This is a genomic window from Pseudonocardia sp. MH-G8 (assembly GCF_002262885.1).
In the GTDB taxonomy this organism is placed as follows: domain Bacteria; phylum Actinomycetota; class Actinomycetes; order Mycobacteriales; family Pseudonocardiaceae; genus Pseudonocardia.
The window spans coordinates 1-21,336 of record NZ_NKYF01000006.1 but is presented as its reverse complement, the minus strand read 5'-3'; the positions used below and the strand labels follow the sequence as shown (position 1 = coordinate 21,336).

Annotated in this window: 23 protein-coding genes and 1 pseudogene; 10 read left to right on the top strand and 14 right to left on the bottom strand. The window is 73.5% G+C overall.

The window, feature by feature from the left end:
- Positions 1-13: 13 nt before the first annotated feature.
- Positions 14-682, top strand: coding sequence for a pyridoxamine 5'-phosphate oxidase family protein (locus CFP66_RS16220; RefSeq protein WP_233159476.1), 669 nt, complete (start codon positions 14-16; stop codon positions 680-682).
- Here CFP66_RS16220 and CFP66_RS16215 read toward each other — a convergent pair.
- Positions 670-1,335 carry a 4'-phosphopantetheinyl transferase superfamily protein gene (locus CFP66_RS16215; protein WP_233159474.1) on the bottom strand — a complete coding sequence of 222 codons (666 nt, stop codon included), beginning with the start codon at positions 1,333-1,335 and terminating at the stop codon, positions 670-672. The genes CFP66_RS16220 and CFP66_RS16215 overlap by 13 nt on opposite strands.
- 126 nt (positions 1,336-1,461) lie before the next feature.
- Here CFP66_RS16215 and CFP66_RS16210 point away from each other — a divergent pair, with 126 nt between their 5' ends.
- Positions 1,462-2,385, top strand: a complete 924-nt coding sequence (locus CFP66_RS16210; protein WP_094924893.1) for a hypothetical protein — start codon at positions 1,462-1,464, stop codon at positions 2,383-2,385.
- Between the two features lie 9 nt (positions 2,386-2,394).
- Here the strand turns inward: CFP66_RS16210 and CFP66_RS16205 are convergent, their stop codons facing one another.
- The 5 genes and pseudogenes from CFP66_RS16205 to CFP66_RS16190 all read right to left on the bottom strand — a co-directional run bounded on the left by CFP66_RS16205 (position 2,395) and on the right by CFP66_RS16190 (position 5,809).
- Entirely contained in the window at positions 2,395-3,384 is a 990-nt protein-coding gene (locus CFP66_RS16205) for an LLM class flavin-dependent oxidoreductase (RefSeq protein ID WP_094924891.1), read from the bottom strand.
- A 48-nt stretch (positions 3,385-3,432) separates the two neighbouring features.
- Positions 3,433-3,873 (bottom strand): SMP-30/gluconolactonase/LRE family protein, encoded by a 441-nt coding sequence (locus CFP66_RS49945; RefSeq protein WP_255413869.1) that lies wholly within the window; start codon positions 3,871-3,873, stop codon positions 3,433-3,435.
- Positions 3,874-3,946: 73 nt separating this feature from the next.
- Positions 3,947-4,357, bottom strand: a pseudogene (locus CFP66_RS49940) (SMP-30/gluconolactonase/LRE family protein); the annotation flags it as partial.
- A 118-nt stretch (positions 4,358-4,475) separates the two neighbouring features.
- Complete coding sequence (locus CFP66_RS16195; protein WP_094924889.1) at positions 4,476-5,369, bottom strand: NAD(P)H-binding protein; 894 nt, start codon at positions 5,367-5,369, stop codon at positions 4,476-4,478.
- Positions 5,366-5,809: a nuclear transport factor 2 family protein gene (locus tag CFP66_RS16190; protein WP_094924887.1), complete on the bottom strand. Its 444-nt coding sequence runs from the start codon at positions 5,807-5,809 to the stop codon at positions 5,366-5,368. The genes CFP66_RS16195 and CFP66_RS16190 overlap by 4 nt, the downstream gene beginning before the upstream one ends.
- Positions 5,810-5,940: 131 nt before the next feature.
- On the opposite strand from CFP66_RS16190, the gene CFP66_RS16185 reads away from it, so the two are divergent.
- Complete coding sequence (locus tag CFP66_RS16185) at positions 5,941-6,777, top strand: helix-turn-helix transcriptional regulator (RefSeq protein WP_094925493.1); 837 nt, start codon at positions 5,941-5,943, stop codon at positions 6,775-6,777.
- 52 nt (positions 6,778-6,829) lie between these two features.
- Here CFP66_RS16185 and CFP66_RS16180 read toward each other — a convergent pair whose 3' ends face one another.
- On the bottom strand, positions 6,830-7,033 hold the full coding sequence (locus tag CFP66_RS16180) for a hypothetical protein (protein ID WP_094924885.1): 204 nt from the start codon (positions 7,031-7,033) through the stop codon (positions 6,830-6,832).
- 267 nt (positions 7,034-7,300) lie between these two features.
- On the opposite strand from CFP66_RS16180, the gene CFP66_RS16175 reads away from it, so the two are divergent.
- Positions 7,301-8,488 carry a cytochrome P450 gene (locus tag CFP66_RS16175; RefSeq protein WP_198961489.1) on the top strand — a complete coding sequence of 396 codons (1,188 nt, stop codon included), beginning with the start codon at positions 7,301-7,303 and terminating at the stop codon, positions 8,486-8,488.
- A 1,732-nt stretch (positions 8,489-10,220) separates the two neighbouring features.
- Here CFP66_RS16175 and CFP66_RS16170 read toward each other — a convergent pair.
- On the bottom strand, positions 10,221-10,877 hold the full coding sequence (locus CFP66_RS16170; protein WP_094924870.1) for a CoA transferase subunit B: 657 nt from the start codon (positions 10,875-10,877) through the stop codon (positions 10,221-10,223).
- Positions 10,874-11,620: a CoA transferase subunit A gene (locus CFP66_RS16165; protein ID WP_094924868.1), complete on the bottom strand. Its 747-nt coding sequence runs from the start codon at positions 11,618-11,620 to the stop codon at positions 10,874-10,876. Before CFP66_RS16165 ends, CFP66_RS16170 begins: the two co-directional genes overlap by 4 nt.
- Positions 11,621-11,737: 117 nt before the next feature.
- On the opposite strand from CFP66_RS16165, the gene pcaB reads away from it, so the two are divergent.
- Genes pcaB through CFP66_RS16150 form a run of 3 tightly spaced genes read left to right on the top strand, consistent with a single transcriptional unit; the run spans position 11,738 to position 14,772 of the window.
- A complete protein-coding gene (gene pcaB / locus CFP66_RS16160) occupies positions 11,738-12,871 on the top strand; it encodes a 3-carboxy-cis,cis-muconate cycloisomerase (protein WP_094924866.1) in 1,134 nt (377 codons plus the stop codon).
- A gap of 27 nt (positions 12,872-12,898) precedes the next feature.
- Positions 12,899-13,669 carry an IclR family transcriptional regulator C-terminal domain-containing protein gene (locus tag CFP66_RS16155; protein ID WP_094924864.1) on the top strand — a complete coding sequence of 257 codons (771 nt, stop codon included), beginning with the start codon at positions 12,899-12,901 and terminating at the stop codon, positions 13,667-13,669.
- Between the two features lie 56 nt (positions 13,670-13,725).
- Entirely contained in the window at positions 13,726-14,772 is a 1,047-nt protein-coding gene (locus CFP66_RS16150) for a winged helix DNA-binding domain-containing protein (RefSeq protein ID WP_233159472.1), read from the top strand.
- Between the two features lie 9 nt (positions 14,773-14,781).
- On the opposite strand, the gene CFP66_RS16145 is transcribed toward CFP66_RS16150, so the two are convergent.
- A complete protein-coding gene (locus CFP66_RS16145) occupies positions 14,782-14,961 on the bottom strand; it encodes a hypothetical protein (protein WP_094924862.1) in 180 nt (59 codons plus the stop codon).
- Positions 14,962-15,046: 85 nt separating this feature from the next.
- Between CFP66_RS16145 and CFP66_RS16140 the strand changes: the two genes are divergently transcribed.
- Both CFP66_RS16140 and CFP66_RS16135 read left to right on the top strand, forming a co-directional pair.
- Positions 15,047-16,012, top strand: coding sequence for a GlxA family transcriptional regulator (locus CFP66_RS16140; protein ID WP_094924860.1), 966 nt, complete (start codon positions 15,047-15,049; stop codon positions 16,010-16,012).
- Positions 16,013-16,303: 291 nt separating this feature from the next.
- Positions 16,304-17,674, top strand: coding sequence for an FAD-dependent oxidoreductase (locus CFP66_RS16135; RefSeq protein WP_094924858.1), 1,371 nt, complete (start codon positions 16,304-16,306; stop codon positions 17,672-17,674).
- Positions 17,675-17,723: 49 nt separating this feature from the next.
- Here the strand turns inward: CFP66_RS16135 and CFP66_RS16130 are convergent, their stop codons facing one another.
- Positions 17,724-17,999, bottom strand: a complete 276-nt coding sequence (locus CFP66_RS16130; RefSeq protein ID WP_094924856.1) for a hypothetical protein — start codon at positions 17,997-17,999, stop codon at positions 17,724-17,726.
- A gap of 208 nt (positions 18,000-18,207) precedes the next feature.
- Between CFP66_RS16130 and CFP66_RS16125 the strand changes: the two genes are divergently transcribed.
- On the top strand, positions 18,208-19,059 hold the full coding sequence (locus CFP66_RS16125) for an NAD(P)-dependent oxidoreductase (RefSeq protein WP_094924854.1): 852 nt from the start codon (positions 18,208-18,210) through the stop codon (positions 19,057-19,059).
- Between the two features lie 19 nt (positions 19,060-19,078).
- Here the strand turns inward: CFP66_RS16125 and CFP66_RS16120 are convergent, their stop codons facing one another.
- The 3 genes from CFP66_RS16120 to CFP66_RS47910 form a co-directional block, all read right to left on the bottom strand.
- A complete protein-coding gene (locus CFP66_RS16120; protein ID WP_094924852.1) occupies positions 19,079-19,258 on the bottom strand; it encodes a hypothetical protein in 180 nt (59 codons plus the stop codon).
- Between the two features lie 67 nt (positions 19,259-19,325).
- Positions 19,326-20,348, bottom strand: a complete 1,023-nt coding sequence (locus CFP66_RS16115) for a TIGR03617 family F420-dependent LLM class oxidoreductase (protein ID WP_094924850.1) — start codon at positions 20,346-20,348, stop codon at positions 19,326-19,328.
- 90 nt (positions 20,349-20,438) lie between these two features.
- Positions 20,439-20,852 carry an STAS domain-containing protein gene (locus CFP66_RS47910; RefSeq protein WP_094924848.1) on the bottom strand — a complete coding sequence of 138 codons (414 nt, stop codon included), beginning with the start codon at positions 20,850-20,852 and terminating at the stop codon, positions 20,439-20,441.
- Between the last annotated feature and the right edge of the window lie 484 nt (positions 20,853-21,336).

Genomic DNA, 21,336 nt, shown 5'->3' with positions numbered 1-21,336 from the left:
CCGTCCTGGGAACGTGACGTACACCGAGGCAAGTACCGGGACCAGTACCGAGATCTCCAGTGCCGAGATCACCAGCATCGCCGAGCTGGAGGCCGTCGTCGGGCGGCCCACGCCGGCCGTCGCGGAGAAGGTCCGCCCGTCGCTCGACCCGATCGACCGGGTGTGGCTCGCCCACTCCCCGCTGTGCTTGGTCGGCACGAGCGACGCCGAGGGCCGGGGCGACGTCTCGCCCAAGGGCGACCCCGCGGGCCGGCTCGCCCACGTGATCGACGACCACACGCTGGCGATCCCGGAGCGGCCCGGCAACAAGCGGGTGGACGGTTACCGCAACGTCCTGGCCAACCCGAACGTCGGCCTGCTGTTCATCGTGCCGGGGCGCAGCGACACCCTGCGCGTCAACGGGCGGGCGCGGGTGCTGCGCGACGCCCCGTACTTCGACGAGATGCTCGTCAAGGGCCACCGGCCGATCCTCGCGCTCGAGGTGGCGATCGAGGAGGTCTTCTACCACTGCGCGAAGTCGTTCATGCGCTCGAAGCTGTGGCAGCCCGAGACCTGGGACCACGAGGCCATCCCGTCCACGGCGCGCATCTCCAAGGCCCTCGTGCGCAAGGACACCCCGCTCGAGGAGCTCGAGCGCTACTACAGCGCGTCGTCCTACGCCGAGCAGCTCTACCGCGCCTGAGCCAGCAGGTCGTCCCCGGCCCGCTCGGTGACCACGGGCTCGGCGCCGAACCCGGCGACGGCGGCCCGGTAGCCGGGCGCCGGGTGCAGGTCGCGCAGCCAGGCAGGGTCGGTGGGGGCGTCCTCACCGACCCAGTCCAGGACGCCCGACGGGCCGAGCGTGATCGCCGACATCGGCGCCGCGAGCCCGGTGCCGGCCGCCTTGAGCAGGGCCTCCTTGCGCGTCCAGAGCGTGAAGAAGGCCTGCGCGTCGGGCGCGGTCTCGTGCGGTGAGCAGACGTGCGCGGTCATCGCCTCGAGGTCGGTGAGCTCGCGGACCTGCTCGACGTCCAGGCCGACCGGCCCGGCCGGGTGCACGGCGACGCCGACGAGGTCGCCGGCGTGGGTCAGCGAGAAGCCCGGGCCACCGGGCAGCACGGGTTTGCCGTGCTGCGCGCCGCAGCGGCAGGTGCGGTCGAAGACGAGCGCCGCCGGTGCCCGCCCGACGACCTCGGCGAGCGTGAGCCGGACGAGGGCGTGCGCGGCCAGGTAGCGGGCCGCGTCGGCGGGGCGGCGGAAGCGGGCGAGCCGCTCGCGCTCGTGGGCGTCGAGCAACGGGACGAGAGCGGGCGCGCTCTCCGGCACCACCGGGGCGGCCCACCATACGACGGTCACGCCTCTGATCGTCACACGTCCGGCCCGCATGCACCGCTACCCCACGTGCGCCCCGCCACCCGGTCGGTGGCATTGGTAGCGTCACCACCACCCCATCAGGACCTCGACCGTGGCCCGGGAGGCACGATGACCGCCGGCCGTCACCGGTCCCGCCTGCTGGCCGCCGTGTTCGCCTCGACCGTGCTGCTCGCGGGATGCGGCGCGCAGCCGCCTGCGGCAACGAGCGAGTGCCCCTGGAACGAGACGGGCCCGCAGCTCGACGGGTCCGAGGGCTGTGCCGGCGGCGCGCCGCCGGCCGCCACGGGCACCCCGGACGACGGGAGCGGCGGGCTCGATCCCGAGGTCGGGCGCATCGCCATGTCGGCGGACGGCAACCAGCACGACAACGACGACTGGGCGTCCGCACCGATGGCGCTGGCCATGCTCGCGCACCGCGACCTGCAGCCCAACCTCGTGCACTACGACTACAACAACCACATCTGGGACTCGTCGCAGGACCACGTCGAGAACATGACCGAGAGCGTGCAGGAGGGCGGCGAGCGCTTCGGCTTCGACATGTCCCGGTTCTTCGACGACACCGACCCGCAGCGGTTGGAGGCGGGCACCCAGAACCTGGTGGAGGAGATCAACGCCTCCACCGAGGACGACCAGCTGTCGATCGTGCTCGCCGGCCCAATCGAGACGGTCTGGATGGCGCTGGACGCCGCGGACCCGGAGGCCAGGACGCACGTCGAGTGCATCACCCACGGCGACGACTCCTTCAACCAGACCCACGGGGCGCAGGAGCACGGCGGCCACGACTACGAGGACCTGATCGACCTCGGCTGCGAGCGCGTGGAGATCCCGGACCAGAACTCCGGGCTCGGGCCCGTCGAGATGGACTTCTGGGACTTCCTCGACGACAGCGGCGACGAGAACTGGAAGTGGCTGTACTCGCGGCTGGACGTGGTGGGCAACGGTGACGTCTCGGACGCGGGCATGGTGTTCTACGTGATCACCGGCGAGGAGGAGTCCGACCGGTCCGAGCTGAAGTCCTACCTCGAGTCGTAGCGTCCCGCGTCAGGAGTTCGCCGCGTCGAGGAACCTCTCGAGCTCGCCACGGGTGTCGGGGCCGCACGGCTGGAACACGATCTCGGTGACGCCGTGGGAGGCGAGGTCGTCCAGGCGGCGCCGGACCTGAGCGCGGGTACCGCTGATCGTCACGTCCGGGAGCATCGCGTGGCCGCCCGCGTGCCACGCCGCCCGGTCCGCGTCGTTGAGGTGCACGCAGTGGCCGGTGTGGATCGCGAGGTGCCGCTGTGGCGCAGGTGCCTCCTCCACGACCGCCATCCACTCCGCGCCCCCCGGGAGCCTGCGCACGGCGTCGGGGCCGCCGAACTCGTAGGCGCCGTGGTAGGCCAGCGCCCAGCCCGGGCCGCCCGCGACGCGGGCGTGATCGGAGTCCGGTGCCTCCCCGTCCTCGAGCACCGTGCCCCAGGCCAGGTAGGGCACCCACGAGTACTCGCTGATGAACTCCGGGAGCTGCAGCGTCACGTAGAGCCCGTCGCCGAGCTCGCGGGCCACCTCGTGGCCCTTGGGCCCGAGCGCGCCGATGAGGACGGGGACGTCGACCGGGCGGGCGGGCGCGTGCCCGTCGGGATGCAGCATCCGCATCTGCGCGCCGTCCCACTCGACGACCTCGCCGCGCAGCAGGCCCCGGTACGCCCGGATGTAGGACGCCATGAAGGCCCACGTGATCGCGCGGTAGCCCATGGCCCGGCGCCCGGTGAAGCCGGTGCCGAAGGCGACCGCGACCCGGCCCGGGGCGAGCGCGGCGAGAGTGGCGGTGGCGGCGGCGTTCACCATCGGGTGGCGCAGGCTCGGGACCAGGACGCCCGGGCCGAGCCCGATCCGCTCGGTCCGCTCGGCGGCGAGCGCGAGCGTCATCCACAGGTCCGGACTCTGCTGCGGTGTGTCGTAGACCCACGCGCGGGCGTAGCCGAGGCTCTCGGCGAGCGCGATGTCGTCCGGCGAGGACAGGGCGGTCGGGAAAGCGCAGGACACCTCCACGGGGCCCTCCAGTTCGCGCGTCGGGGTCGGACGGGTCGGCCGGGACGGTCAGGGCAGGCCGGCGTGCGGGACGTCGACGCGGACCGCCAGCAGCTGGGCCTCGCGGACCGGCCGGCGTTCGTGCTCCGGGAACGAGGGCGCCGCGCACAGGAACAGGGTGCGGCCGTCGGCGCCGCCGAGCATGCAGGCGAAGACCCCCGTTCCGGTGGGGATCTCGTCGATGATCTCGCCGCCCTCCCGCACCCGGATCACGCGCGGGTGGAGGGCATCGGCCACCCAGATCGCGCCCTCGGCGTCCGCGCAGATGCCGTCGGGAGCGACCTGGAGCAGCCGCACGGCCTCGTCGACGTCCTCGGTCTGCGGGGTCTCGCCGAACTGCGCCCACACGCGCCGGTGGGCGAGCCCGCCGTCCTCGTCGATGTCGAAGGCGGTCAGCCGCCCGGCGAACGTCTCGGCGACGACCAGCACACCCCCGGGGAGGATCACCATGCCGTTGGGGGAACCCGAGGTCGTCGGCGACGGTGGTGACCGTGCCGTCGGGGTCGACACGGGTCAGCGTGGTGTAGCGCAGTGCGGCGCCGGCCATGAGGTCGAAGCCGAAGTTGCCGACGTAGGCGCGGCCCTGCTCGTCCACGACCATGTCGTTGAGCATCCCGGTGACCGCGCCCGTCAGGTCGGCGTGCTCGCTCAGCTGCCCCGACCCGCTGCGCACCAGGATGCGGTGATCGCGCATCGACACGATGAGCGCCCGCCCGTCGGGCAGGAAACCGAGCCCGGACGGCTGGCCGGGCACCTCGGCCACGACCTCGGTGACGCCCCGACCGTCGGTGGCCACGACCTGGTCGGTGTAGAAGTCCGAGACCCACAGTCGGCCGTCGCGCCACCGCGGGCACTCCAGGAAGGAGAACCCGTCCAGCACGACGGCCGGCTGCCTGTCCGTCAGGCCCCCGGTCGTCGGTCGTCCTGCCGCCATCGTGACCCCGTCCCCGCACGTCGTCGTCGGTCACCGGGGCGCGGGACGGACCCGCGCTGTCGCACCATCCCGTGGAAACTGTGACTGATCGCATACTCAACGCGGAGACCGAGTGGTGTCAAGAGTGCCGCGGACGCCCCTCGGGCGCTCCGGGATCCACCCACTCGGTCGCGTGGTCCCGGACGAACTCGGCGAAGGTGCGCGGTGGACGGCCGGTCAGCTCCAGCACCGCGGTGCTGACGTGGTCCTCCTTCCCGGCGCCGAGGCGGGCGTCGACGGCGGCGAGGGCGTCGGCGAGCTGGGCCGGCATTCCCGAGGCCCGGAGGCCGCGGACCGCCTCGTCGACCCCGACGAGCTGGACGCGGACCGGGCGGCCGGTCTGCGCGCTGATGATCGTCGCCGCGTCCCGGTAGCTCAGCGCCTTCGGGCCGGTGAGCAGGTGGTCACTGCCGGCGCCGGGAGCGTCGTCGGAAGGGAGGTCGGGGTCGGTCAGCAGCGCGGCGGCGGCGGCCGCGATGTCCCGCGCGTCGATCCAGCCCACGCGGCCGTCGCCGGCGGCCGTGCGGATCTCGCCGTGCCGGCGGATCCGCTCGCCCATCGGGTGCGGGGCCAGGAAGTTCTGCATGAACCCGGACGCGCGCAGCACCGCCCACCCGGGCCGGGCCCGCACCTGGGCGGCGAGCTCCAGCGCGCCGGGGGCGTTCGGCAGGACGATGGCGGAGCCGAGCAGCACCACCCGGCGGACGCCTGCGCGTTCCGCCGCGGCCAGGAACGGCCCGACCTGCGGCAGGGGATCCGTGGTGAGCGGGGGAGGCACCAGGTAGACCCGGTCCACCCCGCGCAGCGCGCCGGCATGGCTCGCCGGGTCGTCCCAGTCGAACCGGACCGCGTCGGGATCATCCACCGACGGCGTGCGGGTGGCGACCCGGACCGGCACACCACTGCCGCGCAACAACTCGGTCAGCGTCCTCCCGGTCTTGCCGGTGCCGCCGGTGACGAGCACGCCGGTCATCGGGTCGCCTCCGCGCGCAGCGCGCCGAGCAGCTCGGGCAGCGTGCCGGCCGCCGAGGCGGCGGCGAGCGGGTTCCAGTAGTCCCGGTACCGGGTGATCAGGCCTTCCTGGGTGGTGATCACCGTGACGTAGTCCAGCCGGTAGGGCTCGCCGGTGCGCACCGTGCTCCCGTGCGCGCTGAACTCCACCACGACGGTGTCCGGCTGCTGCGTGTGGTGCACGGTGATCGTCGGAATCGACCGCACGTCCATCAGTTCCGGGTAGCCCGCCAGGTAGGCGCGGACGGCCTCGCGCCCGTCCAGCCGCCCCGGCGACGCGCCCTCGGCGAACGGGAACTCGGCGCTGCCGTGCTCCGCCCACAGGTCGGCGATGGCATCCATGTCCTTGGCCAGTAGCAGGTCCAGCAGCTGACGGAACGTTTCCTCGGGGGTGCGTGGCACCGTGGTCCTCCAGCATCTCGTGGGGTGTGTGACCACCAGGCTGGGTGCGGGCCCGTCGTCGTGGAACGGACGGATGAGCCCCGGACCGCCGGTCCGTGGATGGATCGACGCCGGCGTGCCACGCTGGCGTGGTGAGCAGAGCGGAACTGGCGGACTTCCTGCGCCGTCGGCGCGAGGCACTGCGCCCGGACCAGGTGTCGGGCCACCCGACCGGCCGGAGTGCCCGTCGCACCCCCGGACTGCGCCGGGAGGAGGTGGCTGCGCTGGCCGCCGTGTCGAACAGCTACTACGAGCGCCTGGAGCAGGCCCGAGCGCCGCGCCCGTCGCCGCAGGTACTGGCCGCGTTGGGCACGGCCCTGCGGCTCACCACTGCGGAGCGCGAGTACCTGTCGAGGCTGGCGGGGCAGGCCGCGCCCAGCGCGGAGGCCGATCGCACGCCCGTGCCCGAGGACGCCCGGCGGGTGCTGGACCGGCTCGGGCCGATACCCGCCTACCTCGTCGACGAGTGGGAAGACATCGTGGCCTGGAACAGCGCGGCGGTCGCGTTGATCACCGATTTCGCGCAGCTGCCCGTGGAGGAGCGCAACACCGTGCGGCTGTCCATCCGCCTGGGCAGCACCCTCTGCTCGGCACCGGCGGGCGTGGAAGCGGCGTTCGCCCGGCAGACGGCCGCCGATCTCCGTGCGACCAGCGCCCGCCACCCGGCGGACCGCGTGGTCGGTGAGCTGGTCAACGAGTACGCCGCGCACAGTCCGGAGTTCGCCGCCGCGTGGCGCAGCCACGACGTGCAACCCCGACCGACGCTGCGCAAACACCTGCACCACCCCGAGCTCGGCGAGCTCGAGCTGGACTGCCAGACCCTCCTGCTACCCGGCACCGACCTGCGGCTGGTGATCTACACCGCCGACCCGGGCAGCCCGAGCGCCACCGCACTGGCCCGGCTGGGCACCCCCGGCACGGCGTCCTGACGGTGCGCGGTACCGCCGGCCCCGTGGACGCGGGACCGGCGGTACCGGTGGATCAACCGGTGCGACGCACCGGGTTGATCCGGCGGCCCTGGGCGGCGCGGGCGTTCCCCGAGGAACCGGCGTGGACGGCTCCACTCGGGTTCTTCCGGCCCGCGCGGCCGCGCCGGGCCGCCCGGTTGGCCGGCGCCGCAGTGGCGTCGGCGGGAGTGGGCTCGCCGTCGGCGGCGAGCAGGGACGAGAGCAACGGATCACGCATGGAGTGCCTCCTGCAGGGGTGACGGGCCGGCACAGCAGAGCCGAGACGACTCCTGGATCAGCTCCAGGGCCGGCCGGGGTGACTGGGACGGGGCGGCGGGGGCAAGGGCCCCGGGCCGCGGTGCCGCGCGTGGCGGCCGTCTCTTACAGGCGCATGGGAGCAACGATAGGCGTGGGTGTCCCGGTCCGCCACGGGTTTTCCGCACGCGGGTGATCAGGCCTCAACGCCTGTAAGCTGGTGCTTACATCGACCGTGGGAGGACCTGTCGTGACCGCCACCCTCGAGCTCTTCGACGGCGCGTTCTGGCGCGATCCCTACCCGGCCTACGCCGCGCTGCGCGCCGACGAACCGGTGCGCCGGGTGCAGCGACCGGACGGCACGGTGTGGCTGCTGAGCCGCCACGCCGACGTCCGCGCGGCGCTCGCCGACCCCCACCTGTCCAAGGACTGGCGCCACACCCTGCCGCCCGAGCAACGGGCGGACGCGCCGGGCACGCCGATCCCGATGATGATCTTGATGGATCCGCCGGAGCACACGCGGCTGCGCAAGCTCGTGTCCCGCGCGTTCACGCTGCGCCGGATGGAGGGCCTGCGACCGCGCGTGGAGGAGATCGCGCGCGGACTGCTGGACGCGTTGCCCGCCCGCGGGCGCGTCGACCTCATGGCCGACTACGCGTTCCTGCTGCCGGTGTTCGTGATCTGCGAGCTGCTCGGCGTGCCGGCGCAGGACCGCGACGAGTTCGCGGGGTGGTCGCGCACGATGGTCGACGACTCGAGGCAGGAGGAGAGCGCGGCGGCGATGGGCGCGCTGCACGCTTACCTGGGCCGGCTCATCGACGCCAAGCGGGCGGCATCCGACGGCGCACTGATCAGCGCGCTCATCGAGGAGGCCGACGAGGGTGACCGGCTCTCCGAGGAGGAGCTCGTCGCGATGGCGATGATGCTGCTCATCGCGGGCCACGAGACCACCGTCAACCTCATCGGCAACGGCGTGCTCGCGCTGCTCACCCACCCCGCGCAGCGAGCGCTGCTGCGGGAGCGGCCCGATCTGCTGCCCGCCGCGGTCGAGGAGTTCCTGCGCTGGGACTCCCCGGTGCACAGCGCTCCGGTGCGCTTCGCGGCCGAGGACGTCGAGTACTCGGGCGTGACGATCCCGGCGGGCTCGATCGTCACCCTGTCGCTCGCCGCGGCCAACCGCGACGGGGCGCGCTTCGCCGACGCCGAGGAGCTGCGGGTCGATCGGGACGCGGGCGGGCACGTCGCGTTCGGACACGGCCTGCACCACTGCCTCGGCGCCCAGCTCGCCCGCATCGAGGGCCAGGTGGCGATCGGGGCGCTGCTGACGCGCCGCCCCGAGCTGGCGTTGGCCGTGGACGCCGAGGAGCTGGTGCACCGCCGCAGCACCCTGATCCGCGGCCTGACCGAGCTGCCGGTCGACCTGGGCCCGCCCGCCTGAAGCCGCGAGCGCGGTGGCCACGGACGTTCACGGGGTCGTGCCGCGGCCGGTCCGCGCGACCACCCGCTCACACCTCCCGCCCTCCGCCAACGTGAGTCGTCGACGGGGTGCACGGGGCGTGGCCGCAGGCGGGGCGCGCGAGCCCTTCGCGACCGGTCGCCGCGCCCCGACGCCCCTTCTCCTTCGACGCCACCCGTCGACGGGTGGCGCGGCGCGGATTCGGGGGTGTGACCGGTGCGCGCGCACTCCTCGCCCCGGGTCCGCCATCGCTGCTCCGGGGGCCCTGCCTCGTAGGCCGGGTTGCGGTGGGCGCGCCGTTCCCGGCTCGGGACTTCCTGCCTCACCCCCGCCCGGGGCCTCGCTCGCAATGGGCCCGGTGCCGAGCCCGTCCTCGGTGCCGAGGGTGGCTGGGTTGGGTACGAGCCGCGAATATCGTGGTCGGCCGGGCGGCCGTCCCCGGCGCGGGCCCCGGCCTCTCCACGACGTGCCCGTCGCGGCCGAGTGCCAATCGACTGGCTGTGGTGCCGTTCCCGAACCCCTCCGGAAACGGCCTTGATCAGCGAAGCAGGGACATGAGCCGCACCCTTGCGGCTGATGCCCCGATCCCGCCGATCATGAGAGGTGGACGCGCCTCGAACCGGACCGATGATCATCGTGAAGCGGTGGATCGGGACCACCGCAAGGCGCGCGAGCACGCAGCAGGGGCGGGCTCGTCGCGGACTGGCCTGGGCCCGCGCCGGGGACGGCCGCCCACCCAGCCCCGATATTCGGCAGTTCTGCCAACCCGGCCACCCCACCGACAGGCAGAAGCAGGGGAACCCTGCCGACTACGCCGAAGACCAGGACCGGGGTGTGAGGCAGTGGTCGCGAGCCGGGAACGGCCCGCCCACAGGAGATTCCACGACGACGTAGACATGAGCGGGGTTGGATCTTCCCCCAACCCCGCTCACGTCTACCTGGTCATGCAACGGGCACGGAACCTCGGCCGTCCGCGTCCGCAGGATGCGCCACGAGCGAGACGTCAGCGGGGTTGGATCTCCAGCAGACCCCGCTCACGTCTCATTGATCATGCAACGGTCGCGTTCCGGAACGTGAGGTGGCCGTGATCAGCGGAAATGGTGGGAGGTCGACAGATCGAGCGTGTGGCCGACCCGGGCCTCGGATGCCCGATGGTGATCGCTGCGAGAAGCACCTGACGTCGCCGCGGCAGCACCCACGCACTGCTCGGACCGATCACCAGGCCGTGATCGCTCTGAGAAGTACGCCACTGTCGCAGCGACCGCTCGCAGGTACTGATCGGATCGATCACCCGGCGGTGATCGCTCGAGAAGTGCGCCGCTGTCGCAGTGACCGCTCGTAGGTACTGCTGGGATCGATCACCCGGCGGTGATCGCTCGAGAAGTGCGCCGCTGTCGCAGTGACCGCTCGTAGGTACTGCTGGGATCGATCACCCGGCGGTGATCGCTCGAGAAATGCGTCGCTGTCGCAGTGACCGCTCGTAGGTGCTGATCAGATCGATCACCGCGGACCGCGTCCCGACCGGCAGCGCCCGCGGTGCGGGCCGTGACCGATTCGGCAACAGGCTCAGATCTGTCGCCCCCACACCACTCCTGGCGATCATGGTGGCCAGCCCGCCTGCGAGACGTACGTGAGTGCGGTCGCGAGGGCCCTGGCGTGCGGCTCGCCGCGCCGCCGCGGATCGGAGCCGGCGGGGACGTACGTGGTCAGCGCGCTAGCGCAGCGGTGCACCGGTGGCCGCGCGGACGTCGTCGGCGTCGACCCCGGGCGCCGTTTCGACCAGCACGAGGCCCGCGAGGGTCACGTCGATCACGGCGAGATCGGTGACGATCCGGTCCACGCAGGCCAGGCCGGTGAGCGGCAGCGTGCACTCCGCCACGATCTTGGGGGAGCCGTCGCGCGCGGTGTGCTCCATCATCACGATCACGCGGGCCGCGCCGTGGACGAGGTCCATCGCACCGCCCATGCCCTTGATCATCTTTCCGGGCACGGCCCAGTTCGCGAGGTCCCCGCGGGCGCTGACCTGCATCGCACCCAGCACGGCGACGTCCACGTGCCCGCCGCGGATCATGCCGAAGCTCGCCGCCGAGTCGAAGTAGGACGCGCCCGGCAGCACGGTCACCGTCTCCTTGCCGGCGTTGATCAGGTCCGGGTCGACCTCGTCGTCGGTGGGGTAGGGGCCCACGCCGAGGACGCCGTTCTCCGAGTGCAGCACGAGCGTGCGGCCGGGCGGCACGAACCCGGGCACGAGGGTCGGCATGCCGATCCCGAGGTTGACGTATGCGCCGTCGGGCAGCTCCTCGGCCACCCGCGCGGCGAGCTGCTCGCGCGTGCGGCGCGGCGCCGATGACTCGTTCGCGGGCTCGCTCATGCGCGCACCGTCAGGAACTCGACGGGCTTCTCGGCGTCGGGCACGTGCACCACCTGCTGGACGTGGATGCCCGGCGTGTGCACCGCGTCCGGGTCGAGCTCGCCGGGCTCCACGAGGTGCTCGACCTGCGCGATCGTGATCCGGGCGGCCGCCGCGCACACCGGGTTGAAGTTGCGCGCGCTGCGGCGGAAGACGAGGTTGCCGTGCCGGTCGCCCTTCCAGGCGTGCACGAAGGCGTAGTCGGGCACGATCGCTTCCTCCAGTACGTAGCCGCGGCCGCCGAACTCGCGCACCTCCTTGCGGGGCGAGTGGACGGCCACCCCGCCGTCGGCGTCGTAGCGCCATGGCAGCCCGCCGTCGGCGACCTGCGTGCCGACCCCTGCGGGTGTGAAGAACGCGGGGATCCCGGCCCCGCCCGCGCGCAACCGCTCGGCGAGGGTGCCCTGCGGGGTGAGCTCGAGCTCGATCTCCCCGGCCAGGTACTGCCGCGCGAACTCCTTGTTGTTGCCCACGTAGGAGCCGATCGTGCGCCGGATCCGGCCTGCGGCGAGCAGCGTGCCGAGCCCGAACCCGTCGACACCGAGGTTGTTGCTGATCGTCTCCAGCGCGGTTGCGCCCTGCTCCAGCAGTGCCGCGATCAGGGCCGCCGGTACCCCGGACATCCCGAACCCGCCGACGGCCAGCGACGCGCCGTCCGGCACATCGGCGACCGCCGCTGCCGCCGAGACCACCACCTTGTCCATCACGCGCGTCACTGTACGAGAGGGTTCGGCTGACGCACAAGCGTTCGCTGTGCGAACACAGAGCGGATCGCGGGCCCGAGCCCGCGCGCGATAGGCCGGGACGTACGGTTTCGCCCCATGGTCAGTGCGCTGTTCGACCCGATCTTCGGGGCCGACCGGGTGGCTGCGCGGCTGGACGACGCGTCGTGGGTGGCGGCGCTCGTCGCGGTCGAGGTGGCGCTGGCGCGGGCGGCGGCCGAGCACGGTGTCGTGCCCGCCGCCGACGCCGAGCGGATCGAGGCCGCCGCCGCCGGGCTGCAGGTCGACCCCGCCGCGCTGGGCCGGGCGGCGGTCGAGGGCGGCAACCCGGTGATCCCGCTCGTGCGGATGCTGCGGGCGGCGGCGGGGGAAGCGGGTGCCTCGGTCCATCCCGGGGCCACCAGCCAGGACGTGATGGACACGGCCGCCGTGCTGCTCGTCGGTTGGGCGGGCGAGGTCGTGCTCGACGACCTGCGTGGCGCCGCCGACGCCGCGGCCGAGCTGGCGCGCGCGCACCGGGACACGCCGATGATCGCGCGCACGCTGGGGCAGCAGGCACTGCCGACGACGTTCGGGCTGGTCGCGGCGGGCTGGTGGGCCGGCATCGACCGGGCCCGGGTCCGGCTGACCGAGGTGATCGGCGCGCTGCCCGTGCAGCTGGGCGGTGCGGCCGGCACGCTCGCGGCCCTGCACCCGCACGGACCGGCCGTGGCCGCGTCGCTCGCCCGCGCGCTGCGGCTCGCGGACGCGGCGCCGTGGCACACCGAGCGGACGCGGATCGGCGAGCTCGCCGGCGCCCTCGCGGTCGCCGCCGGGGCCTGTGCCAAGCCGGCCACGGACGTGGTCCTGCTCGCGGGCACCGAGCTCGGCGAGGTGTCGGAGGCGGCGCCCGGCGACTCCTCGTCGATGCCGCACAAGCGCAACCCGATCGCCGCGATCACCGTACGCGCGGCCGCCCGCCGTGCCCCGGGCCTCGCGGCCGTGCTACTCGCCGCGGCCGACCACGAGCACCAGCGCGCCGCCGGTCCGTGGCACGCCGAGTGGCAGACCCTCGACGAGCTGCTGCGTGCTGCCGGTGGCGCCGCCGCACGGCTGCGGACGTCGCTGGAAGGGCTGCAGGTCCACCCCGAGCGGATGGCGGCGAACCTCGCGTTGACCGCGGCAGGCGACGGGGGGCCCGGCCACGCGGGTGAGCTGGTGGACCGGCTGCTCGCCGAGCGGGCCGGCCGATGATGAGCGCGGCGAGCGACCCGGTGTCACGTGGGTGACGGGCCGGCCCCCCGCAGCGAGCACGTCCGCTCGCTGGACCGCGGTCTCGCCGTGATCAGGGCCTTCGACGCCGAGCACGCGGAGCAGAGCCTCAGCGATGTCGCCCGCCGCACCGGGCTCACCCGTGCGGCCGCGCGCCGCTTCCTGCTGACCCTCGCCGAGCTCGGCTACGTCCGCACCGACGGGAAGCTGTTCGCGCTGACGCCGCGCGTGCTCGAGCTCGGGTACGCCTACCTGTCCAGCCTCTCGCTGCCGGAGATCGCCTCACCCCACCTCGAGGCGCTGGTGCGCGAGGTGCAGGAGTCCGCGTCGGTGTCGGTGCTCGACGGTGCCGACATCGTCTACGTCGCCCGCGTGCCGACGTCGCGGATCATGACCGTCGCGATCACGATCGGCACGCGGTTGCCCGCCTTCGCCACGTCGATGGGGCGCGTGCTGCTGGCGGCCCTGCCCGCGGACGAGCGGGAGTGGCGGCTCGCCGCGCTGGCGGCTCCGCAGCTGACCGAGCTCACGATCACCGATCCCGAGGCTCTCGGGCGCGAGCTGGATGCCGTCCGCGAAGCCGGCTACTGCGTCGTCGACCAGGAGCTGGAGCTCGGGCTCCGGTCGATCTCCGTGCCCGTCCGCGGGCGGACGGGCGAGGTGGTGGCCGCCGCGAACGTCAGCACGAGGGCGGGGTCGCGCGACGTCGTGCGCGATGTGTTGCCCGCCCTGCAGGCCTGCGCCGCGGCTATCGGCACGGACCTCGCCGCCGGTACCTGACCCGTCCCGCCCGGTCGGGCGACGGGACTGTCGGGGGCGAGCGGCAGACTGCAGCCATGGCCGAGCGCGTGCTGTCCACCCGGGAGCTGAACCGTGCGGTGCTGGCGAGGCAGCTGCTCCTGGAGCGCTCCACGGCCGGTCCGGAGCAGGTCGTCGCGCAGGCCGCGGGGCTGCAGACGCAGTACGCCCCGTCGGGCTACGTCGGGCTGTGGTCACGCCTTGCCGGGTTCCGGCGCGAGATGCTCACCGAGGCGCTGCTCGACGGCCGGATCGTGCAGGCCTGGATGATGCGCTGCACGATCCACATGGTCGCGGCGCCCGACTACTGGCCGCTCACGGAGGCGGTGCGCGAGGCGCGCCGGGAGTGGTGGCGGCGCACGGGCCCGCGGGCCGGTGAGTTCGACATGCAGGTCGTGGCGTCGGCGGTGCGCGGCCACCTCGCCGCGGGCCCGTTGAAGCAGGCCGAGATCCAGAAGCGGCTCGTCGCCGACGGCTACCCGCGCGAGCTCTGGTCCGGCGTACAGCTGTGGCTCGATCTGGTGCGCGTGCCACCCGCGGGCACCTGGAGCACCCCGCGCGCCCACGTCTACGGGCTCGCCGAGCACACGGTGCCGCGCACGACCGCCGACCCCGAGGAGGCCGCGCAGCTGCTCGCCGCCCGCTACCTGCGGGCGTTCGGCCCAGCCTCGGCCGCCGACGTCGCCTCGTTCTGCGGCTGGAGCATCAGGGCCGCGCGCGCCGTGCTCGCCCGCCTGGAGCTGCGCCGCTTTCGCAGCGAGACGGGCGGGGAGCTGCTCGACGTGCCGGACGCGCCGTTGCCTGCCGCCGACACGCCGGCTCCCGTGCGGTTCCTCGGGCAGTGGGACGCCAACCTGCTGGTGCACGTGCGGCGCGCGCAGATCCTCCCGGAGGAGTACCGGCCGCGCATCTTCGGACGGAGCATCCCGCAGTCGGTGCCCACGTTCCTCGTCCACGGGCAGGTGGCCGGCACCTGGCGCTACGCCGACGGCGCGGTGCGCTGCGAGCCGTTCCACCGGCTGCCCGCCTCCGTCGGCCGGGAACTGGCCGAGGAGGCGGAGCAGCTGGCGGCATTCCACGCCTGAACGTCGGGATCAGATCGGCGGGAGCTGCGCGCGGGATCCTGGCAACGCGCGCAGTTCGGCGAGTTGTCGTGCGCGGTCACGGTCCTTCTCCACGGTCGGGAGGCCGAGGACCGGGAGGCGGGCCGGGCGCACGATCGACAGGGTGAGGAGGGCGGTGAAGACGAGCAGGAGGATGATCGCTGTGGTCATGGCGCTAAGTCTCCGCCCGCAAATATGCTGCCACTAGTGGCGGAACTGACCCCTCTAGTCAAAATCCTGCCATAGACTGGTTCCCATGCTCTCGACGATCGCCGTGCTCGTCCTCCCGCAGGTCTCGCCGTTCGAGTTCGGCACGGTCGCCGAGGTCTTCGGGATCGACCGCACCGCGGAGGGCCTGCCCCCGTTCGAGCTGCGGGTGTGCGGGCCGGTGGCAGGGGAGCCGTTGTCCAGCACCGTCGGGTGTGAGGTCGTGCCCGCCTACGGGCTCGAGGGCCTGCGTGGAGCCGACCTCGTCGCGGTCTCGGCCACCCGGATGCGGGAGTTCCCCGACGAGGTGCTCGACGCCGTGCGCGACGCCGCCGCGTCGGGCAGCACGATGCTCGCCGTCTGCTCGGGAGCGTTCGTGCTCGGCGAGGCGGGGCTGCTCGACGACCGGCGGTGCACCGCGCACTGGATGAACGTCGACGACCTGAGGCAGCGGTACCCGCGCGCCCGCATCGATCCGGACGTGCTGTTCGTCGACGACGGCGACCTCGTCACCAGCGCCGGTACGGCCGCGGGCATCGACGCGTGCCTGCACGTCGTGCGGCGCGAGCTGGGCAGCGCGGCGGTCAACGTGATCGCGCGCCGGATGGTCGTGCCCCCGCAGCGTGACGGCGGGCAGCGGCAGTTCGTGGAGCAGCCGGTGCCACAGTGCCGCGCCGACGGGCTCGCGCCGGTGCTGGAGTGGGTCGTGGAGAACCTCCAGATCGAGCACACGGTCTCCGACCTGGCGCGGCGCGCGCGGATGTCCGACCGCAGCTTCGCCCGCCGGTTCGTCGCCGAGACCGGCACCACCCCGCACCGCTGGCTCACCCTGCAGCGGGTGTTGCGGGCCCAGCGGCTGCTGGAGGACACCGACCTCGGCATCGACGAGGTGGCTCAGCGCTGCGGTTTCGGCAGCGGCGCGCTGCTGCGCCACCACTTCCGCAAGGTCGTCGGGGTGGCTCCGGCCGACTTCCGGCGCACCTTCGCCACTCGCACGGCCCTCGCCGGCAGCTGATCCGATGCTTCCGATCCGGGACCGCGCCGATCCGGGGCCCGGGGCGGTGCGGAGGTCTAGGGTCGGTGGGGTGACCGAGGGTGCGGGCACCGACGGTGCCGGAGGCGCCGCGCCCGCAGATCGTCGCGCCCGCCGCCCCCTGACGCGTCACGCAGGCGCCACCGTTCCCCGCGCCGCGCCACCGACGCCCCGGTCCACCGGCCGGCCAGAGGGGGTGACCTCCTCCGTCGGGCGGCGCGCGCCGCTCGGTCCCTTCCCGGACTGAACTCCACCACCACAGGAGATGAGCACATGCAGCAGCGACAGGCCCGGGTCGCGGTGATCGGAGCGGGCCCGTCCGGGCTGTACGCCGCCGCCGCGCTGCTGGCCGCGGGGGAGCCGATGAGCGTCGAGGTGCTCGACCGGCTGCCCGCCCCGTACGGCCTCGTGCGCTACGGCGTGGCCCCCGACCACGTGAAGATGAAGTCGGTCATCCGCGTCCTGCAGCAGCCGTTCGAGCCGGCGGAGGCCGAGTTCCCCGCTGTCGAGTTCCTGGGCGGCGTGCGGGTGGGGGAGGGCGGCGTGCCGCTCGACGTGCTGCGCGAGCACTTCCACGCGATCGTGCACGCCACCGGCAGCTCGGTGGACCGCGCGCTGGGCGTCCCCGGCGAGGAGCTGGCCGGGTCGCTGGGCTCCGGCGCGTTCGTCAGCTGGTACTGCGGGCACCCCGACCACACGCAGCTGCGGCCGGTGCTGGACCACCCGGGCGTCGCGGTGGTCGGGGCCGGCAACGTGGCGCTGGACGTCGCGCGCGTGCTGGCCAAGACCCCCGACGAGATGGCGGCCACGGACGTTCCCGACCCCGTGCTCGACGTCCTGCGCGGGAGCGCCGTGCGCGACGTGCACGTGCTGATCCGCCGCGGCCCGCAGCACATCCGGTTCACCCCGGCCGAGCTGCGCCAGATCGGGGAGCTGGCCAACGCCGACGTGTTCGTGCACGACGACGGGCTGCTCGCGGCGGGCGTCGAGGAGCCGGAGGACCGGCGGCACCGGCAGATGCTCGACATGCTCGCCGAGTGGCAGGTCGCCGCCCCCGCGGGCAAGCCGCGGCGGATCCACCTGCGGTTCCTGCGCTCCCCGGTGCGGATCGTCGGCGCCGACGGCCGGGTGAGCGGCGTGGTCGTCGAGCGGAACGAGATCGTCGACGGCCGGGTGGTCGGCACCGGCGAGCAGGAGAGGATCGACGTCGGCCTCGTCGTGCGGGCCATCGGCTACGACGCCGAGCCGATCCCCGGGCTGCCCTTCGACGAGGCCACCGGCACCGTGCCGAACGACGGCGGCCGCGTGGTGTGCGACGGCGAGCCGGTGCCCGGCGCGTACGTCACGGGCTGGATCAAGCGCGGGCCCACCGGTGTGATCGGCACGAACAAGGCCGACGCCGTGGAGACCGTGGCCGCGCTGCTGGAGGACCTGCCCGGCCTCCCCGCGCCGGCGCACCCGGAGCCCGCCGCGCTGCGCGCCACGCTGACCGCCCACGGGCAGCGGCCGGTGGACTGGTCGGCGTGGTTGCGCCTGGACGCCGAGGAGGTCCGGCGTGGCGGGACGCGCGGCGCGGAGCGGGTGAAGGTGGCGGAGCTGGCCGAGATGTTGGACGCGGCGCACGGAGCCACCACCACCCCGTGACCTGGACCGCGACCTGGACCGCGACCCCCGCGCGAGGGTGCCGCCGGTATCAGCAGGGTTCGACGGAGATGACCGCCGGCACGGCGCCGAGGCGGTCGGCGAAGCAGGCGCACTCGGCGGCGGTGAGCGAGACCGTGCACGTCACCGAGCTGTAGGGGACCCCGTCGCGGACCTCGACGGCGAACTCCCGCACGGGAAAGCCCTCGGCGCGCAGTGCGGTGGCGATGTCGAGCACACCCTGCATCCCGCCGGTGGTGACGATCTCGCGGCGGCGTTGCAGGCGTGGGGACCACGTGGTGCGGGGGGAGTGATCGAGAACAGACATTGTTCGGCTCCAGTTCCACGGAGGGTGGGGGCCGAGCCAGGCCTCGGGTGCGTGGGGGCGCGGCGCGCCGGCGGCCTGGTTCAGCCGACGCGCGGCACTACGGCCGCGGCGAGGGCGAGGGCGAGGGCGTTACGCATGACACGAGAATAACGCGCATCACATCCAGCGGGTGCGCCGACCCGCCCCTGTCGGGTGATATGCACGTGAGATGACGACAGTCGCCGTGACCGGCAGCAGCGGGAAGCTCGGGCGCCACGTGGTGCACCACCTGCAGGAACACGGCTACCGGGTGGTCGCGCTCGATCGCGTCCCGGACCCGGGTTCCGCGGCGGCGGTGTCGGTGCGCGTCGACCTCACCGACCACGGGCAGGTCGTCGAAGCCCTCACCGCGGTCGACGACCGGCACGACGGCCTGGATGCGGTCGTGCACCTCGCGGCCATCCCCGCGCCGGGTCTCACCACCAACGCGGCCACGTTCTCGAACAACATCACGGCCACCTACAACGTGTTCGCGGCCGCGCGCACCGCCGGCATCCGCAACATCGTCTGGGCCTCCAGCGAGACCGTGCTGGGGCTCCCGTTCGACACCGCCCCGCCCTACATCCCGGTGGACGAGGGGTACCCGGTCCGCCCGGAGAGCACGTACTCGCTGGTGAAGAGCCTCGAGGAGGAGATGGCGCGGCACTTCTGCCGGTGGGTGCCGGAGCTGAAGATGATCGGGCTGCGGTTCTCCAACGTCATGGACCCCGAGGACTACGCGCGCTTCCCGGCGTTCGACGCCGACCCGCAGCTGCGGCGCTGGAACCTGTGGGCCTACATCGACGGCCGAGACGGCGCCCAGGCCGTCCGCCGGGCTTTGGAGCACGAGGCCACGGGCGTCGACGTGTTCGTGATCGCGAACGCCGACAGCGTCATGTCGCGTCGCAGCGCCGACCTCGCCGCCGAGGTCTACCCCGGCGTGCCGGTCACCCGGGAGCTCGGCGAGCACGAGACGATGCTGTCGATCGACAAGGCCCGCCGCGTGCTGGGTTACGAGCCGCGGTTCAGCTGGCGGGGGTAGGGCCCACAGCGGATTCGGGTCAGCGGCGGGTGCGGCGCCGGTAGGTCACCTGCCGCGAGCCGACGCCGGCGAAGTACAGCGCGAGGCACAGCAGGCCTGCGGTGACGAGCAGCGAACTCGTGATCACCTGGACGGAGATCCCGGCGAGCTCGAAGAGGAGGGCGAGGCCGAACAGGACGGCAGCGACGACGGCGAGCATGGGGATCCTTCCGCAGGTCCGGACAGGGCTCTGTTCCCCCTGTGGAGTGATCCCAACCGGCGGCGTGTCACCCCCGCCGCAGCACCTCCGTCGCCGGGCCGAACAGCGTGTCGTCGTGGGGGTAGGGGGCGTAGGGGGTGAAGCGGTCGGCGATCCCGTCGAACCGGGCGAGCAGGGCATTGCCGAGCCGGTCCGGCTCCGCCACCACGGCGAAGGTGCCCAGCACCTCGTCGTCGACCAGCTCGCCCATCCGCCGCCACCGCTCGGGGTCGGTGCCGCGGGAGAGCCGGTTGAGCTCGACGCCCAGCTCACCCCACCCGTGCAGCTCCAGCACGGGGCGGTAGGCCGGGGTGCTGCCGTAGAAGGCGATCTGCTCGCGCACGCCGCGCGCCGCGACGGCCATCTCCTCCTCGCTCGTGCCGGAGACGACGAAACCGGAGAGGGCGATCGAGAAGTCGGCACGGGAGCGCCCGCCTGCGGCGAGCCCCTCCTCCAGCACCGGCAGCGTGTGCTCGCGCAGGTAGCGATCGGTGGTGAAGGCGTGCGGCAGCAGCCCGTCGCACACCTCACCCGCCACGCGCGTCATCTGGTCGCCGACGGCTGCGAGGTACACGGCGGGCGGCCCGTACGGGCTGGGTGCGGGCGTGAAGAACGGGGTCATCAGGGTGTGGGAGTAGAACTCGCCACGGAACGCGAGCCGCTCGCCGTCGTTCCAGGCCGACCAGATCGCGCGCAGCGCCTGCACGTACTCGCGCATCCGCCGTGCCGGGTGGCTCCACGGCATCGCGAAGCGGCGCTCGACATGCGGTTTGACCTGGCTGCCCAGCCCGAGCAGGAAGCGCCCTCCCGAGTGCACCTGCAGGTCGTGCGCGACGTAGGCGGTGCTCATCGGGTTGCGCGCGAAGGCGACGGCGATCGCGGTGCCCAGCGCCACCCGGGAGGTGTGCTCGGCCACCGGCATCAGCGGCAGGAACGGGTCGTGGGGGCCTTCGTAGCTCCACAGCCCGTCGAGACCCGCGGCTTCCCGCTCGCGCGCTTCGGCGGCCAGCTCGGCAAGCCCGGTGCCCCGCAGCATCGCATCGACCTTCATCGGCCCTCCGTCGCCATCGCCGCCTCTTCGGCTCGCCGCGACCGCGGCTGCCCGCGGGAACGGTACGGCCGGAGGGCAGGCCCGGTGGCTTCAGCCGGTGCGCGGCTGCTGCAGTGCGGGCCGCTGCCGGGGGATGAGCTGGTGGGCGAGGTGCCCGGCAACGACGCCGGAGACGGCGCCGGCCACGTCCTGGTGCACCTGCCACTGCTGGTGCAGCCCGAGCAGCGAGACCACCCGCCAGGCCGCTCCGGGGCGGGGGCACACGAGGTGGGCCGCGCCACCGCGCGCCTCGACCGCGCCGACGGCGAGCTCCACGCAATGCACGCCGGCCGCGGCGAAGAACCGCACGCCGCTGAGGTCGACCACCATGGTCAGCGCGTCGGCGCCCACAGCGCGGTCGAGGGCGGCGGCCAGCTCGGCGCGGGTGCCCGTGTCGACGTCGCCGGCCACCCGGACGGCGACGTACCCGTCGCCCGGATGGCAGTTGACCTCGGCTCGGAACACCTGGACCGTCCCTCTCCTCGACACCGTGGGGGACCCAGAGTGACCCGGCACACACCACAGGTCAATCCCCTGACCGTGATCACTATCCCTGATGCACCCGGTCGTGACGGGCGCCTGAGCAGCGGTCATCGCCGTTCTCGCCCGGCGGGCGGTGCAGGGCGATGCCGTCGGCGCGCGCACTCGTCCCATGGCGCCGCCGTGACCACTGCGGTCGTGACCGTCGCCGCGGTGACCCGGGTGCGGTGGGACGGGTCGACGCGCCACCATGCCGAGCGTGAGTGGCGATCCCGCTTCATCCGTCCACGTCGAGGAGCGTGTGCTATGGATTCCGGCGGGGTTTCTGTTCGGGGTCGATCCATTTCGGCGGGATGAATTCGGGGTAACTAGTCAGGTCGGCGGGGCCGCTTGATCGACATGTGAGATGATCTTGGTGTGCCGGTCGAGGGTGAGCGTCCGTCCTACGACGAGCTCGCCGCGCTGGTCG

Bases quoted from the DNA above. Each gene is read 5' to 3' on its own strand.
- CFP66_RS16115 (WP_094924850.1), bottom strand. From the start codon at position 20,348: ATGAAGGTCGATGCGATGCTGCGGGGCACCGGGCTTGCCGAGCTGGCC.
- CFP66_RS16210 (WP_094924893.1), top strand. From the start codon at position 1,462: ATGACCGCCGGCCGTCACCGGTCCCGCCTGCTGGCCGCCGTGTTCGCC.
- CFP66_RS16145 (WP_094924862.1), bottom strand. From the start codon at position 14,961: ATGACCACAGCGATCATCCTCCTGCTCGTCTTCACCGCCCTCCTCACC.
- CFP66_RS16140 (WP_094924860.1), top strand. From the start codon at position 15,047: ATGCTCTCGACGATCGCCGTGCTCGTCCTCCCGCAGGTCTCGCCGTTC.
- CFP66_RS49945 (WP_255413869.1), bottom strand. From the start codon at position 3,873: ATGGTGATCCTCCCCGGGGGTGTGCTGGTCGTCGCCGAGACGTTCGCC.
- CFP66_RS16120 (WP_094924852.1), bottom strand. From the start codon at position 19,258: ATGCTCGCCGTCGTCGCTGCCGTCCTGTTCGGCCTCGCCCTCCTCTTC.
- CFP66_RS16165 (WP_094924868.1), bottom strand. From the start codon at position 11,620: ATGGACAAGGTGGTGGTCTCGGCGGCAGCGGCGGTCGCCGATGTGCCG.
- pcaB (WP_094924866.1), top strand. From the start codon at position 11,738: ATGGTCAGTGCGCTGTTCGACCCGATCTTCGGGGCCGACCGGGTGGCT.
- CFP66_RS16130 (WP_094924856.1), bottom strand. From the start codon at position 17,999: ATGTCTGTTCTCGATCACTCCCCCCGCACCACGTGGTCCCCACGCCTG.
- CFP66_RS16195 (WP_094924889.1), bottom strand. From the start codon at position 5,369: ATGACCGGCGTGCTCGTCACCGGCGGCACCGGCAAGACCGGGAGGACG.
- CFP66_RS16150 (WP_233159472.1), top strand. From the start codon at position 13,726: ATGGCCGAGCGCGTGCTGTCCACCCGGGAGCTGAACCGTGCGGTGCTG.
- CFP66_RS16135 (WP_094924858.1), top strand. From the start codon at position 16,304: ATGCAGCAGCGACAGGCCCGGGTCGCGGTGATCGGAGCGGGCCCGTCC.
- CFP66_RS16125 (WP_094924854.1), top strand. From the start codon at position 18,208: ATGACGACAGTCGCCGTGACCGGCAGCAGCGGGAAGCTCGGGCGCCAC.
- CFP66_RS16180 (WP_094924885.1), bottom strand. From the start codon at position 7,033: ATGCGTGATCCGTTGCTCTCGTCCCTGCTCGCCGCCGACGGCGAGCCC.
- CFP66_RS16170 (WP_094924870.1), bottom strand. From the start codon at position 10,877: ATGAGCGAGCCCGCGAACGAGTCATCGGCGCCGCGCCGCACGCGCGAG.